Source organism: Pseudomonas sp. HN8-3 (assembly GCF_020790195.1).
In the GTDB taxonomy this organism is placed as follows: domain Bacteria; phylum Pseudomonadota; class Gammaproteobacteria; order Pseudomonadales; family Pseudomonadaceae; genus Aquipseudomonas; species Aquipseudomonas synxantha_A.
In genome coordinates this window covers 2,306,016-2,319,622 of sequence record NZ_CP086206.1, presented here as the reverse complement: position 1 = coordinate 2,319,622, position 13,607 = coordinate 2,306,016, and the positions used below count along the sequence as shown (strand labels likewise).

The window sequence follows — 13,607 nt, the reverse complement described above, 5'->3', positions numbered from 1 at the left end:
GGGGCTCAGGCAATCAGTAAATGATCTTCCCATCAAATAGATTGTAAACATGCTTCGGTATTTTGGAGGGCGAAGCGAGGTACACAAACAACTTTTGGCCCTGCTCTTTGAAAGCCAGCTCCTGCAAAACCTTTCCAGCACCTATGGCAACATGGTCCTTCAAAAAGTCCGTCGACATATTCATTTTCGGCACTGACTCATCAAATACATACACCACCTGCTGGGTGGCATGGGTTCGCTGCTTCGCCGCGCCTTTGGCCCATCCTTCCCATTCGGCAGAATTACGCACCGTCGCCGAAGCAGATTGCACCCCCGGGTCCTGGAACACTTTCCCAACACCATCTTTAAGCCTTTTCGCGCCTTCATCCGTTACAAAAGCCGAGCGATAAGCTTTGCCTTCATAAGGGTTCAATTGATTGAACTCGCCGAGAAACGCTTCAAGCTCAGGCGTGGTTTTACCCGCTCTCAGTGGCCCGTTGACAAAGTCGGAATCCGCGTGAGTGTAGGTTTCAATCCATTCGAACTCACCCGCATTACTCTCGCCCATAAGTGTAACCAGCGTCTTTGTAAACTGCTCGACCTCGTGTTCCTTGACGGGGAGCGCCATGTCGGCATGTTGTTGAGCAACGGCGTCCAACGTTTCCCGTGCCTGCCTGTATTTACGGGAAAAATATTCTTTCAGCCCGCCACCCGGGACGCCCATTCTTGTCCACACTCCCGCCTCATCCGGCTTGGCGGCAATGCCGCTATACGCCAATTTTGAGGGGGCTTGCGGGTCGGGTACTCGCAACTTGTAATGTTCACCATCTGCCACATCGGGTTTGTCAGCAACAAAATACTTCTTGCCCCTGAACTCCACCTCGCGCATTCCCGCAAAGGTTGGCGCTGGGGTGGAAGGCGTAGTGGCCGGAGCATTTGATATTCGCGTCAGTTCAACTTCGTTAGGCTGCACTGCAGGGTGCCATTGGTAACGATCATTGGCGCTGGCGTTAAACGGTATGAGCGGCGGCTCCTGCGCCTCTGGCCCGACTGGCGACAGCTCGTGCGCCAGCTGCAAAGCTGAAATGGCCGCTGCGGCATTGCCTGCCACGCGATCATTAGCCGTCATGCCATAAATGGAGTCGTGCACTCCGAAAACGATCTGGCCCAGATTGCCAACGACGGGCGCATAACCAAAGGTACTGCCCCATACTTCTTTTATTGCCTTCCATCGTTGCTGCGAGGCGCCAAATACCTGTGTCTGGTCATTCCACACCGCATTATTGGCATTTAACCCTTGGTACGCTGCGGCAATACCGGAGCTGAGGCTACCGTGCTTCAAAAAATAATCACTGCCTCGCGACTTCGTATAATTGAATGTTTCCCACACCGGCACAGCCTTGTCTTTGACTATGTTTTGACGCCCCGGATAGGTAGCAAGATTGCCCGCAATGTAATGATCAAGTACCTCGCCAGCTTTGGGCCAATGCGCGTCTTTACCGCCTTGTCTGTCGCTGGCATTGAATCGACTGACGATGCTATGGCGATTTTCTTTGGCCCACTCGGAAAACCCTCTATCGCCCGATATTTCACTGGCCTTGCCGCTCTTCAAATCAATCATCAACCCCTTATTGGGTCGATGCTCGACATTCCCATCAAAGGGCAAGTCAGGAATAAAGGCATAGCCTGCCAATGGGTAACCATAGAGATTGGGAATAATGACTTGGCCGTTCCAATATAACGTTCGATGGATCGCCTCTTGTGTTTCAACGCTTAACTTTTCGAAGCCAGTCTTATCGTTTAACAGGCTTTGCAAGGTGCCGCGCAGCACATAGACATCCGCTTTGCCCGAGCGCTCGGCCAGTGGCCCTGACTCATCGCTCATTGGCTTGGCTACCTCAGCTTCCCAATGGCCCTGGAGTCGCGCTCCCAACGCCTCCAGATCACTGATCCTGCTGCGGTCTTGTGGCTCGATGTGGGTTGTTCGGAAATTGACCAGGCCACCTTCCGATGTCCGGTCGTGCTTTAGCGCGCCAGCTGCTATTTCCCAAGCAAAGTAGGTGCGTGTGTCCGTGTTGGTTTTTACCTCCGGCGTCCATTTCCCTACGTAAGTGTTGAATGTCACGCTGATTTTTTCATGGGGGTCGTACCCAGCGGCCAACAATCCGGCGCTAAAGTAACCTGCAGGTTCCAGGAACTGACGAGTCTGTTGGAACCGGATATTGCGCTCACCTTCGTTCCCCCGTTCTATGCTATCGATCAGCGCGGTAACCCGGAGGGCATACGCATCGATACACTGCAGCTGTTCTTCCAGGGTATTGCGCAAAGAGCTCGTGAAAGGTCCATGGATGATCGTAGTGTAAAGCGCCTCTTGGGACAGAGGTCGGGCCAGAATGCTCGATGTTTCGCTGAGAGGGTCAGCTGTATTGTTGCTGGGGAAATCCAGTGCGCCCGTGATCTCTGAATACGAGGGATCACCGGGCAAATAGCAATCGGGGCTCAGTGAAGAAAAATCATCCAAGAACATTGATGAGGTACCTTTTTCAGACAATTGCGATTACCCCACCTGACTGCATCATAGGGGGCAGGCTGCGCTGGTGGAGTTTGCGTACACAGATCGCGCGCCCCTCGTAACTACATCAGCCGTCAGATGAGTCGCACCTCCAAGCGAATAGGTTCCTCCAATAAGCGTGGCACGTGTTACATGCCGTTTTCGCTATTGCTCACTGTCGATATTGCACATTGGTTAGTGGCGCCTTTGGGCGCGCCATGGTTAAAACTGTGGGAGGGGGCTTGCTCCCGATGAGGGAGTGTCAGAAGCACATCTGTGACTGACCCGCCGCCATCGGGGGCAAGTCGAATCGTCGCACCGCCCCTCCCACATTGATCTGATTTTTTCCATGGGTTATTGCGAACGCAAACTAAAAGTCCATAATGGACAAATAAGTTTATTCAGAGGCGTCCATGTCCAATCCCCCCCTCATCATCGACCAGGCCCAGGCCCGTACCTTGCTGGCTCAAATCGACGTGCCCGCTATCCTGCGCAAGCTGTTTCGCGAGCTCGCCGCCGGGCAGGCGGTGCAGCCGGCGCAGCAGTGGGTGGAGTTTCCCCAAGGCGCGGGAGATTTCATCAATTACCTGGGAGTGCTGGCAGAAGATGGCGTGTATGGCGTCAAGACCTCGCCCTACATCGTGCGTGAACAGGGCCCGCTGGTGACGGCGTGGACCCTGCTGATGTCGATGCACAGCGGCCAGCCGCTGCTGTTGTGCGATGCCGCTGAATTGACCACCGCACGCACGGCCGCCACCACCGCATTGGCAGTCGACGCGCTGGCGCCGCTGTCGGCGCAGCGCCTGGCGATTATCGGCAGCGGCAAGGTCGCCCAGGCACACCTGCGCTATGTGCAAAACCTGCGTGACTGGCAGCACATCCGCCTGTATTCCCCAAGCCTTGGCAGTGCCAGCGCCGAAACGCGCGCGCAACTCAACGCGCTGGACCCGCGCCTGAGCCTCGCCGCCAGCTGCGATGCCGCGCTGCAAGATGCCGATGTGATTCTGCTCTGCACCTCATCGGCAGGCCCAGTGATCGACCCGATGCGCCTGAGCAAGCCCGCGTTGATCACCTCCATCAGCACCAACGCACCGCGTGCCCACGAAGTGCCTCCCGTGTGCCTCGAACAGATGCAGGTGTACTGCGATTATCGCCAGACCACCCCGGATGCGGCGGGCGACATGCTGATTGCCAGCGAACAGCACGGCTGGGATAAACGTGCGGTGCTCGGCGACCTGCCCGAACTGCTCAGCGATATGGCGCAGCGCCCGGACCCTCAGCGCCATGTGTTTTTCCGCTCTATCGGCCTGGGCCTGGAAGATATTGCATTGGCCAATGCCCTGTACCAACGCCAGCGCTAATCAGGAGATTCACATGCACCACGCAGACTTCATCATCATCGGCGGCGGCATTGCCGGCGCGTCCACCGGCTTCTGGTTGTCGCAGCACGCCAAGGTGCTGGTGCTGGAGCGCGAAAACCATCCGGCTTATCACTCCACGGGGCGCTCGGCGGCGCTCTACACCGCTGCATACGGCACCCCGCAAGTGCGCGCGCTGACCCTGGCCAGCCGGGCGTTTTTCGACCAGCCGCCAGCAGGTTTCTGCGAACACCCACTGCTCACTCCGCGGGGCGAAATGACCGTCGATTTCACCGGCGACCCGGCCGAACTCGATAGTCAATACCTGAGCGCCAAAGCCACCGTGGCACAGGTGGAACGCTTGAGCGCCGACGAGGCCTGTAAACGCTTGCCGATCCTGCGCCGGGAAAAAGTCCACGGCGCAATCTATGACCCAACGGCGTGCGACATCGATACCGACGCCCTGCACCAGGGCTACCTGCGCGGCATCCGTCGCAACAATGGCCAAGTGCGCACCGACAGCCATGTGCTGGGCTTGAGCCGCGACATCGACGGCCTGTGGCACGTGCGTACCCAGGATGGGACCTTCACCGCGCCGGTCATCATCAATGCTGCCGGCGCCTGGGCCGACCATATCGGCGGCCTGGCAGGCGCGGCCTCCATCGGTTTGCAACCCAAACGTCGCTCCGCATTTATCTTCGCCGGCCCGGACGGCGTCGATGCCCATGACTGGCCGATGCTGGTGGCCCTTGACGAAGCCTTCTACATGAAGCCCGACGCGGGCATGTTCCTCGGCTCGCCGGCCAACGCCGACCCGGTCCAGGCCCAGGACGTGCAACCCGAAGAGCTGGATATCGCCATGGGCATCTACCAGATCGAGGAAGCCACCACCCTGACCATCCGCCGCCCGACGCGCACCTGGGCCGGCCTGCGCAGTTTTGTGGCCGATGGGGATTTGCTCAGCGGTTTTGACCCACAGGTACCGGGGCTGTTCTGGGTGGCGGCACAGGGCGGTTATGGCATCCAGACCTCACCGGCCATGGGCCAGGCCAGCGCTGCACTGGTGCGCGGCGAGCCGCTGCCCGAGCACCTCGTACAGTTCGGGCTGGACGCTGGTATGCTCTCCCCCGTCCGCCTGGAGCCCCTTTGATGAACACCGCTGAACACGACAACGTCATGCAGAACTTTCGTGCGATTGCCGATGCGATCGCCACGCTGTTCTTTCCCCATGCGGAGGTGGTCCTGCATGACCTGCGCACGCAAACCGTCGATTACATCGCCAACAATCTGTCCAAACGCATCCTGGGTGACGACTCGTCGCTGGAGGACATGCTCGACGGTGACGTCAGTGAAGTGAATATCGGGCCTTATGAGAAGCTTAACTGGGACGGTCAGAAAATCCGCAGCCTGAGCACCGTGCTGCACGACCACAACGGTCGCAGGCTGGCCGTGCTGTGCATCAACCTGAATATCTCACTGCTGGAAAACGCCAAGGCCGCGCTGGACCTGTTCCTGTCGCCGAGCAAGCTGATCGCCCAGCCAGACGCGCTGTTTCGCGATGATTGGCAGGAGCGCATCAACACCTTTCTGCATGGCTGGCTGCGTGAGCGTCAGTTGAGCCTGAACCTGCTGACCCGCGACCACAAACGTGAACTGGTGTTGGCGTTACACGCCGAAGGCGCGTTCAAGGGCAAGAGCGCGTCCAACTATGTCGCCAACGTACTGGGCATGGGGCGGGCGACGGTCTACAAGCATTTGAAGGAACTCAAGGGTTGAGCCCTTTCTGAAGACAGCGCCGCCCCCCTGTGGGAACTCGACAGCTCCCACATTGACCGCGTATTTCCCTGGATCAGTCGCCGTAGATATCAGCCTTGAAGTACTGCTGTGAAATCTTCTGGTATTCACCACTGGCACGAATGCCGTCGATGGCCGCATTCAATTCGCTGACCAACTCGCCATTGCCCTTGCGCACCGCAATCCCCGCGCCCTCGCCCACGTATTTCGGATCCTTGAGTTCCGGCCCCACAAACGCGTAACCCTGGCCGCGTGGCATCGAGAGGAAGTCACTCAAGGGGATGGTGTCAGCAAAAATCGCGTCCAGGCGCCCTGCGGCCAGGTCCATGTAGATCTCTTCGTTATTGCTGTAGCGCTTGACGTTGATGCCCTTGGGTTCGAACACCTCGGTGGCATAACGGTCGGTGGTGGTGGCGCGCTGTACGCCGACGTTCTTGCCCTTGAGGCTGGCGTACTGGTCATCCACCACTGCGCCGTCCTTCATCACCAGGCGTGAGGAGGTGAAGTAGTATTTGTGGGTGAAATCCACCGACTTCTTGCGGTCCTCGTTGATGGTCATGGACGACAGCGCCAGGTCGATTTTCTTGACCTTGAGGGACGGGATCAAACCATCGAACTCACCTTCAACCCACACGCACTTGACCTTCATTTGCGCGCACAGGGCGTTGCCGATGTCGTAGTCGAAGCCGACGATCTTGCCGTCGCCGGTCTTGGACGCAAACGGTGGGTAAGCGGCCTCGATGCCGATGCGCAGGGTTTTCTCGGCGGCCAGCAGGTGGCTGGCAGCGAACAGACTCAGGGCCAGGGCGGGAATAAGGTGGCGTTTCTTCATGAGCGGGTTCTCGCGGGTTGTTGTTGGTTTGGCAAGAGTGAAGAAAAACGGACAGCAGCTGTTTTGTACTTATAATTCCATACTGGACTTTTATGCTCATCGCGTCAATTCAGAACAAACGCGTACGAAATGTGGGAGGGGGCTTGCTCCCGATAGCGGTGTTTCAGTCACATAGAGACTGACTGACACTCTGCTATCGGGAGCAAGCCCCCTCCCACACTTGGACTTACAGTGCTCGTGAGACCTTACTTCGACACCGGCATCGCAAACTCCGCACCCTGTTCAATACTCTCCGACCAACGCTGCATGATCGACTTCTGCTTGGTGTAGAAACGCACCCCCTCAGTGCCGTAGGCATGCATGTCGCCAAACAGGCTCTTCTTCCAGCCGCCAAAACCATGCCAGGCCATCGGTACAGGGATCGGCACGTTGATGCCAACCATGCCCACTTCAATGCGCCGGGCGAATTCGCGGGCGATGTTGCCGTCGCGGGTGAAGCAGCTGACGCCGTTGCCAAACTCGTGGTCGTTGACCAGCTTCACCGCTTCGGCGAAATCGTTGACGCGCACGCAGGCCAGCACCGGGCCGAAGATTTCTTCGCGGTAGATGCTCATGTCTTGGGTCACGTGGTCGAACAGCGTGGCGCCAAGCCAGAAGCCGTTTTCCAGGCCGGGTTCGGTTGGCACGTAGTCACGACCGTCGAGTAGCAATTGCGCGCCAGCCTGTACGCCTTGCTCGATATAGCCGCTGATGCGCTCCAGGGCGGCCCGCGAAACGATCGGGCCCATCTCGGCTTTCAAGTCGCGGCCGTCGGTAATGCGCAGCGTCTTGGCGCGCTCGCTCAAGGCGGCGATGACCTTATCACCCACATCCCCCACCAGCACCGCCACCGAAATGGCCATGCAGCGCTCGCCGGCGCTACCGTAGGCAGCGCCCATCAGTGCATCGACGGTGCGCTCGATATCGGCGTCGGGCATCACCACCATGTGGTTTTTCGCCCCGCCCAGGCCTTGTACGCGCTTGCCGTTGCGGGCGCCGCTCTCATAGATGTACTGGGCAATCGGCGTAGAACCGACAAAGCTCACGGCCTTGACGTCCGGGTGTTCGATCAGCGCATCCACCGATTCCTTGTCGCCCTGCACCACGTTGAACACGCCTTTGGGCAAGCCCGCTTCACGCAGCAGCTCGGCCATGAACAACGAAGCGCTCGGGTCGGTGGGGCTTGGCTTGAGGATGAAGGTGTTGCCCGCCGCGATGGCGATCGGGTACATCCACATCGGCACCATCACCGGGAAGTTGAATGGCGTCACGCCGGCCACCACGCCCAGCGGCTGGCGCATGGTCCAGTTGTCCATGCCACGGGAGACCTGGTCGGAATGCTCGCCCTTGAGCAGGTTGGGAATGCCGCAGGCAAATTCGAGAATGTCGATGCCACGGTCGACTTCGCCCTGGGCGTCGGTGAAGACCTTGCCGTGCTCGGCGACAATGATGCGCGCCAAGTCATCCTTGCGCTCACGCAGCAGGTGCAGGTATTCAAACAACACGCGGGCGCGGCGGATCGGCGGGGTGTCGGCCCAGCCGGCGAATGCAGCCTGGGCGGCAGCGACGGCTTCGCCTACGGTCTGGCGGCTGGCCAGGGCCACGCGCGCGGTGACGTCACCGGTGGCCGGGTTGTAGACGTCCTGATAGCGATCATCGCGGCTCACGCGCTGGTCGTTGATGTAGTGCTCGATGGTCGTGGTCATGGCAATGGATCCCAGGTGGGTAGCGTTGGGACACACGATAGGCTTTCGATTTGTTCCAAACCAGAGCAGAATCCAGAACTTATTGTCCTTTTATGCGAACAATACACTCATGGAAAAGGCTGAGATCGAAGGGCTGTGGACCCATATCCACTGGCTGTCGGTGCTGGAAGAACAAGGCACCTACACCGCCGCCGCGGCACGGTTAGGGGTGAGCAAATCGGCGGTCAGCCAGCGCATCTCCGATCTGGAGAAAGCCACCGGTACGCGCCTGGTGACCCGCACCACCCGCAGCGTGCGATTGACCGAAGCCGGGCTGTCTTTGACCCGCGAAGTGCGCAGCGCCTATGCGCAGATTGCCCGCAGCTTCTCGTCGGTGCGCGACTCCGTCGGCGAAATTCGCGGCCTGGTGCGCCTGACCGCCCCCGTGGCGTTTGCCCGGCAACAACTGGTGCCGCACCTTTCCGGTTTTTTGCAGCAGTACCCGCAAGTGCGCATCCAGCTAGACGTGTCCGACGCCTTGAGCTCACTGGCGGCCGAAGGCTACGACCTGGCGGTGCGCCACGGTTTCCAGGTGCCGGAGACGCATGTGGCGTGGAAGCTGTGCGATACCACCTCGGTGCTGGTGGCGACCCGGGACTACCTGCAACGCCACGGTGAACCGCGAACCCCGGCAGACCTGGGCGCCCACAACTGCCTTTACTACCCACGGGGCAGCGACCAGCCGGCCTGGACCTTCGAGCGCGGCAGCAAAAATATCGAGCGCATCACCGTGCCCATCGCCGGCAGCTTTTCAACCAACAACAGCGAGGCCTTGCGCGACGCGGCGCTCAATCACTTGGGCGTTGCCTTGCTGCCGGACTTCAGCGCCCATGCCGCCCTGGCCAGCGGCAAGCTGGTGCAGGTGTTGAAGGGCTGGACGCTCAAGGGCGCGTTTGCCGATGAAATTTATCTGATTCGGCCCTACTCGCCCCATGTGCCCAGGTCCGTGACGGTGCTGGTGGGGTATTTGAAGGAAAAACTGTCAGGCGGGTTTCAATTCACTGGCAGCTGATGAAGGCTCGCTCCTACAGAGGACAGTGACCCAATCCTGTTGAATTCTTGCCTGATCCTCTGAACTTGAAGTCGATTGCATAGATAGCTGTTGCGCGGTGGTCTAGAGTTCGACGATGGGCGACGTACAGTCGCACCGTTCCTATAAGAATTTTGCAGCACCAACCGATGATCAGCAGGTGAGCCAGCCATGGAATTACGTATTAACCAAAAGGCCTATCAAGTCGAGGCCGAGGCAGACACGCCGTTGTTGTGGGTGATCCGCGACAACCTGGGCCTGACCGGCACCAAGTACGGCTGCGGCCTGGCCCAGTGCGGCGCCTGTTCGGTGCTGGTGGACGGCAATGTGGTGCGCTCGTGCGTGACGCCGGTAGCCGGGGTGGTCGGTCGCGAGATCACCACCATCGAAGCCATCGAGGCCGACGAGGTGGGCAAACGCGTGGTCTCTGCCTGGGTCGAGCACCAGGTGGCGCAGTGCGGCTACTGCCAGTCCGGGCAAGTGATGGCGGCCACCGCGCTGCTCAAGCACACCCCCGCTCCGTCGAAAGCGCAGATCGATGCGGCAATGGTCAACCTGTGCCGCTGCGGCACTTACAACGCCATCCATGCCGCCATGGATGGCCTGGCCGCCGGGAAGGAGACCGCCTGATGAATATGTCCGAGATCCTGCCCGGCGTTAAATTGGACGAGCCGATCAACCTGTCGCGTCGGCGCTTTCTCGCCAGTACCGCCGTAGGTGCGCTGGTCATCGGCTTTGGCTTGCCCCTGGGCTCGTCGCGGGTGCAGGCCGCCACCGGCGCTGCTGAACGCGGCACCCAAGTGCCGGCGTTCCTGGAAATTCGCCCGGACGGTAGCGTGCGCCTGCTCAGCCCCTTCATGGAAGGCGGCCAGGGCACCCACACCGCCATGGCACAGATCATCGGCGAAGAGTTGGATGCCGACCCCGCCACCTTCATCGTCGAAGCCGCCCCGCCGGGTGAAGCCTACGTGGTAATGGAAAACGGCCTGCGCATCACCGGCGGCAGCATGTCGGTGCGCATGAGCTACCCGACCATGCGCCGCCTCGGCGCCCTCGCCCGCGCCATGCTGATGCAGGCCGGCGCCGAGCAACTGCGCGTGCCGCTCAGCGAGCTGACCACCCAGCCTGGCCGCGTGGTACACGCCGCTTCCGGCCGCTCCGTGGGCTACGGTGAACTGGCCGGTCGTGCCCTCGATATGCCGGTGCCCGACCCCGCTACCATCACCCTGCGCGACCCTAGCCAGTTCCGTTGGATCGGCAAGCCGGTCAAACGCCTGGATGCCTATGACAAATCCACCGGCAAGGCGCTTTACACCATCGACCTTAAACTCGACAACATGCTCCACGCCGCCGTCCAGCACGCGCCGCGCCTGGGCATGAGCGTGGGCAGCCTGCGCAACCAGGCCCAGGTCGAGGTCATGCCGGGGGTGCATTCGGTTCATACCTTGCCAGGCGCCGTGGCGGTGGTGGCCGAACGCTGGTGGCACGCCAAGCGTGCGGTGGAGGCCATCCAGGTTGAATGGCAGGAAGCCTCTGCCGACTCGACCGTACGGGCGATGCCGGCGGATTTTTCCAGCGACAAATACCTCGACTTCCTCGCCGCCCAGCAGGGCCCGGCCCGCGATGACGAAAACCAGGGCGATGTCGCCGGCGCCCTGGCTGGCGCCAAGACTCGGCTCGAAGCCACCTACCATAACCAATACCTCAACCATGCCCAGCTGGAGCCGCCTTCTGCCTTGGCGCGCTTCAACCCCGACGGCACGCTTGAGGTGTGGCTGCCCAACCAGGCGCCGGATATGTTCCGCGCCGACATTGCCAAGCGCACCGGCCTCGCCACCGAGCAAATCACCCTGCACTCCCCGCTGCTGGGGGGCTTTTTTGGTCGGCATTTCCTGTATGACTCGGCTAATCCGTACCCGCAGGCTATCGCGCTGGCCAAGGCCGTCGGCCGCCCGATCAAGCTGATCTGGAGCCGTGAAGAAGAGTTCCTGCGCGATGTGTTGCGCCCGCTCGCCGTGGTGAAGTTTCGTGCCGCCCTGGACGACAAGGGCCTGCCGGTGGCCATCGAAGCGGTGAGTGCCACCGAAGGCCCTACCGAAGCCCTCAGTGGCAAACAGGGCGAGCAGATCGACCCCACCGCCCTGGAAGGCCTGTCGGGCAAGAGTTATGCGATCCCCAACAAGCGCATCGCGCAGATCTACGTCAAGGGCGCGCCCATGCTCGGCTACTGGCGTTCAGTGGGTAATTCCCTTAACGATTTTTTCTACGAATCATTCCTGGATGAGCTGGCGGACAAGGGCGGCCACGACCCGTATGAGTTGCGCCTGCACCTGCTGCGCGACAACCCGCGGCTGACCACCTTGCTGCAAGCGGTGGGCGAGCTGTCCGGTGGTTGGAAGCGTGGCCCCTACACCGCCGAAGACGGCACGCGCCGTGCACGCGGGGTGGCCATGGCTTCGCCCTTTGGCTCTCACGCGGCGGTAGTCGCCGAAGTGTCGATCGAGAACGGCCAGGTCAAGGTTCACCATATCTGGGAGGCCATCGACCCGGGCAGCATCGTCAACCCGGCGATCATTCAAGCCCAGGTCAGCGGCGCGGTAGCCCTGGGGCTCTCGCAAACGTTGCTGGAGGAAGCGGTGTACGTGGACGGTATGCCACGGGCGCGTAACTACGACCTGTATCCGATCCTGCCGCCCTCGCGTATGGCGCAGGTCCACGTGAAGATCGTCGAGAGCGGCGAAAAGATGGGAGGCATCGGTGAACCGCCATTGCCCGCCGTGGCACCGGCGGTGATCAATGCGGTGGCACAGTTGACCGGCCAGCGCATCCGCAGCTTGCCGTTGAGCCGCCACACCTTCAGTTAACCCACAGGGAACGCCCATGAACAACCGCCGATTCGCAAGAACCGCAGGCTGGCTGGCGCTGCCCTGCCTGGTCGCCGCAGGCCTGCTGGCCTGGTACGTCACCCGCGAGCCCGCCTCGCCGTTTGAACAACAACAGGCCACGAGTTTCGACCCTGCATTGGTCAGTCGCGGCGAATACGTCGCGCGGGTGAGTGACTGTGTGGCTTGCCACAGCCTGGCCGGCAAGCAGCCCTTCGCCGGTGGCCTGGAAATGGCCACGCCCCTGGGGGCGATCCACGCCACCAACATCACCCCCGACCGCGAGCATGGCATCGGCGCCTATAGCCTGGCCGACTTTGATCGCGCCGTACGCCAGGGTGTCGCACCGGGCGGCCGTCGGCTGTACCCGGCCATGCCCTACCCGTCTTACGTCAAGCTCAGCGACGACGATGTGAAGGCGCTGTATGCGTTTTTCATGAAGGGCGTGCAACCGGCCAACCAGCCGAATATCCCCAGCGATATTCCCTGGCCGCTCAACCTGCGCTGGCCCATCGCCCTGTGGAATGGCGTGTTTGCGCCCACCGCCACTTACGCCGCCAAGCCCGACCAGGACGCGCTGTGGAACCGTGGCGCCTACATTGTCCAGGGCCCAGGCCACTGCGGCAGTTGCCACACACCGCGTGGCCTGGCCTTCAACGAGAAAGCCCTGGACGAATCCGGCGCGCCGTTCCTCGCTGGAGCGCTGCTTGACGGCTGGTACGCACCCAGCCTGCGCCAGGACCCCAACACCGGGCTGGGCCGCTGGAGCGAAGCGCAGATCGTGCAGTTCCTCAAGACGGGGCGCAATGCCCATGCCGTGGTCTACGGCTCGATGACCGAAGCCTTCAACAACTCCACGCAGTTCATGCAGGACGAGGACCTGGCCGCTATCGCCCGCTATCTCAAATCACTGCCCGGTGACCCGCAGCGTGATGGCAGCCCCTGGCAGTATCAGGCGGTGACAGCAAACCAGGATGCGCCCGGCGCCCACACTTATGCGACCCGCTGCGCCTCCTGCCACGGCCTCGACGGCAAAGGCCAGCCCGAATGGATGCCGCCCCTGGCCGGCGCCACGTCGGCACTGGCCAAGGAAAACGCCTCGGCGATCAACATCACCCTCAACGGCTCGCAGCGCGTGGTGGCGGCGGGGATGCCGGACGCCTACCGGATGCCGGCGTTTCGTGAGCAGCTGTCCGACCAGGAAATCGCCGACGTGCTGAGCTACGTGCGTGGCACCTGGGGCAACAACGGTGGCGCGGTCGATGCAAAAGCGGTGAGCAAATTGCGCGGGCATACTGACCCGGCGAGCAGCAGCCCGATCATCCTGCATATGCGCTGAGTGATGTATGAACCGTGGGAGGGGACTTGCTCCCGATTGCGGTGGTTCAGTCACAGTT

10 protein-coding genes are annotated in these 13,607 nt (G+C 61.0%); 7 read left to right on the top strand and 3 right to left on the bottom strand.

Annotated features, from left to right (window positions below; genetic code table 11):
* Positions 1-13: 13 nt before the first annotated feature.
* On the bottom strand, positions 14-2,506 hold the full coding sequence (locus LJX92_RS10445) for a hypothetical protein (protein ID WP_228309714.1): 2,493 nt from the start codon (positions 2,504-2,506) through the stop codon (positions 14-16).
* A 437-nt stretch (positions 2,507-2,943) separates the two neighbouring features.
* Here LJX92_RS10445 and LJX92_RS10440 point away from each other — a divergent pair, with 437 nt between their 5' ends.
* Genes LJX92_RS10440 through LJX92_RS10430 form a run of 3 tightly spaced genes read left to right on the top strand, consistent with a single transcriptional unit; the run spans position 2,944 to position 5,664 of the window.
* Positions 2,944-3,891, top strand: coding sequence for an ornithine cyclodeaminase family protein (locus tag LJX92_RS10440; RefSeq protein WP_228309713.1), 948 nt, complete (start codon positions 2,944-2,946; stop codon positions 3,889-3,891).
* 13 nt (positions 3,892-3,904) lie between these two features.
* Positions 3,905-5,038 (top strand): NAD(P)/FAD-dependent oxidoreductase, encoded by a 1,134-nt coding sequence (locus LJX92_RS10435; RefSeq protein WP_223018780.1) that lies wholly within the window; start codon positions 3,905-3,907, stop codon positions 5,036-5,038.
* Positions 5,038-5,664 (top strand): helix-turn-helix transcriptional regulator, encoded by a 627-nt coding sequence (locus LJX92_RS10430; protein ID WP_228309712.1) that lies wholly within the window; start codon positions 5,038-5,040, stop codon positions 5,662-5,664. The genes LJX92_RS10435 and LJX92_RS10430 overlap by 1 nt, the downstream gene beginning before the upstream one ends.
* Positions 5,665-5,737: 73 nt before the next feature.
* Here the strand turns inward: LJX92_RS10430 and LJX92_RS10425 are convergent, their stop codons facing one another.
* Complete coding sequence (locus LJX92_RS10425) at positions 5,738-6,514, bottom strand: ABC transporter substrate-binding protein (RefSeq protein WP_032876562.1); 777 nt, start codon at positions 6,512-6,514, stop codon at positions 5,738-5,740.
* 245 nt (positions 6,515-6,759) lie between these two features.
* Complete coding sequence (locus LJX92_RS10420; RefSeq protein WP_032876565.1) at positions 6,760-8,259, bottom strand: CoA-acylating methylmalonate-semialdehyde dehydrogenase; 1,500 nt, start codon at positions 8,257-8,259, stop codon at positions 6,760-6,762.
* 109 nt (positions 8,260-8,368) lie between these two features.
* On the opposite strand from LJX92_RS10420, the gene LJX92_RS10415 reads away from it, so the two are divergent.
* From LJX92_RS10415 to LJX92_RS10400, 4 genes are all read left to right on the top strand, one after another.
* Positions 8,369-9,310 (top strand): LysR family transcriptional regulator, encoded by a 942-nt coding sequence (locus LJX92_RS10415; protein ID WP_228309711.1) that lies wholly within the window; start codon positions 8,369-8,371, stop codon positions 9,308-9,310.
* A gap of 189 nt (positions 9,311-9,499) precedes the next feature.
* Entirely contained in the window at positions 9,500-9,958 is a 459-nt protein-coding gene (locus LJX92_RS10410; protein WP_032876571.1) for a (2Fe-2S)-binding protein, read from the top strand.
* Positions 9,958-12,192: a xanthine dehydrogenase family protein molybdopterin-binding subunit gene (locus LJX92_RS10405; protein WP_228309710.1), complete on the top strand. Its 2,235-nt coding sequence runs from the start codon at positions 9,958-9,960 to the stop codon at positions 12,190-12,192. The genes LJX92_RS10410 and LJX92_RS10405 overlap by 1 nt, the downstream gene beginning before the upstream one ends.
* A 16-nt stretch (positions 12,193-12,208) precedes the next feature.
* Positions 12,209-13,549: a c-type cytochrome gene (locus LJX92_RS10400; protein ID WP_228309709.1), complete on the top strand. Its 1,341-nt coding sequence runs from the start codon at positions 12,209-12,211 to the stop codon at positions 13,547-13,549.
* Positions 13,550-13,607: the final 58 nt, after the last annotated feature.

Coding starts and splice junctions, on each gene's coding strand:
- LJX92_RS10425 (WP_032876562.1), bottom strand. CDS start 6,514: ATGAAGAAACGCCACCTTATTCCCGCCCTGGCCCTGAGTCTGTTCGCT.
- LJX92_RS10440 (WP_228309713.1), top strand. CDS start 2,944: ATGTCCAATCCCCCCCTCATCATCGACCAGGCCCAGGCCCGTACCTTG.
- LJX92_RS10420 (WP_032876565.1), bottom strand. CDS start 8,259: ATGACCACGACCATCGAGCACTACATCAACGACCAGCGCGTGAGCCGC.
- LJX92_RS10415 (WP_228309711.1), top strand. CDS start 8,369: ATGGAAAAGGCTGAGATCGAAGGGCTGTGGACCCATATCCACTGGCTG.
- LJX92_RS10400 (WP_228309709.1), top strand. CDS start 12,209: ATGAACAACCGCCGATTCGCAAGAACCGCAGGCTGGCTGGCGCTGCCC.
- LJX92_RS10430 (WP_228309712.1), top strand. CDS start 5,038: ATGAACACCGCTGAACACGACAACGTCATGCAGAACTTTCGTGCGATT.
- LJX92_RS10445 (WP_228309714.1), bottom strand. CDS start 2,506: ATGTTCTTGGATGATTTTTCTTCACTGAGCCCCGATTGCTATTTGCCC.
- LJX92_RS10405 (WP_228309710.1), top strand. CDS start 9,958: ATGAATATGTCCGAGATCCTGCCCGGCGTTAAATTGGACGAGCCGATC.
- LJX92_RS10435 (WP_223018780.1), top strand. CDS start 3,905: ATGCACCACGCAGACTTCATCATCATCGGCGGCGGCATTGCCGGCGCG.
- LJX92_RS10410 (WP_032876571.1), top strand. CDS start 9,500: ATGGAATTACGTATTAACCAAAAGGCCTATCAAGTCGAGGCCGAGGCA.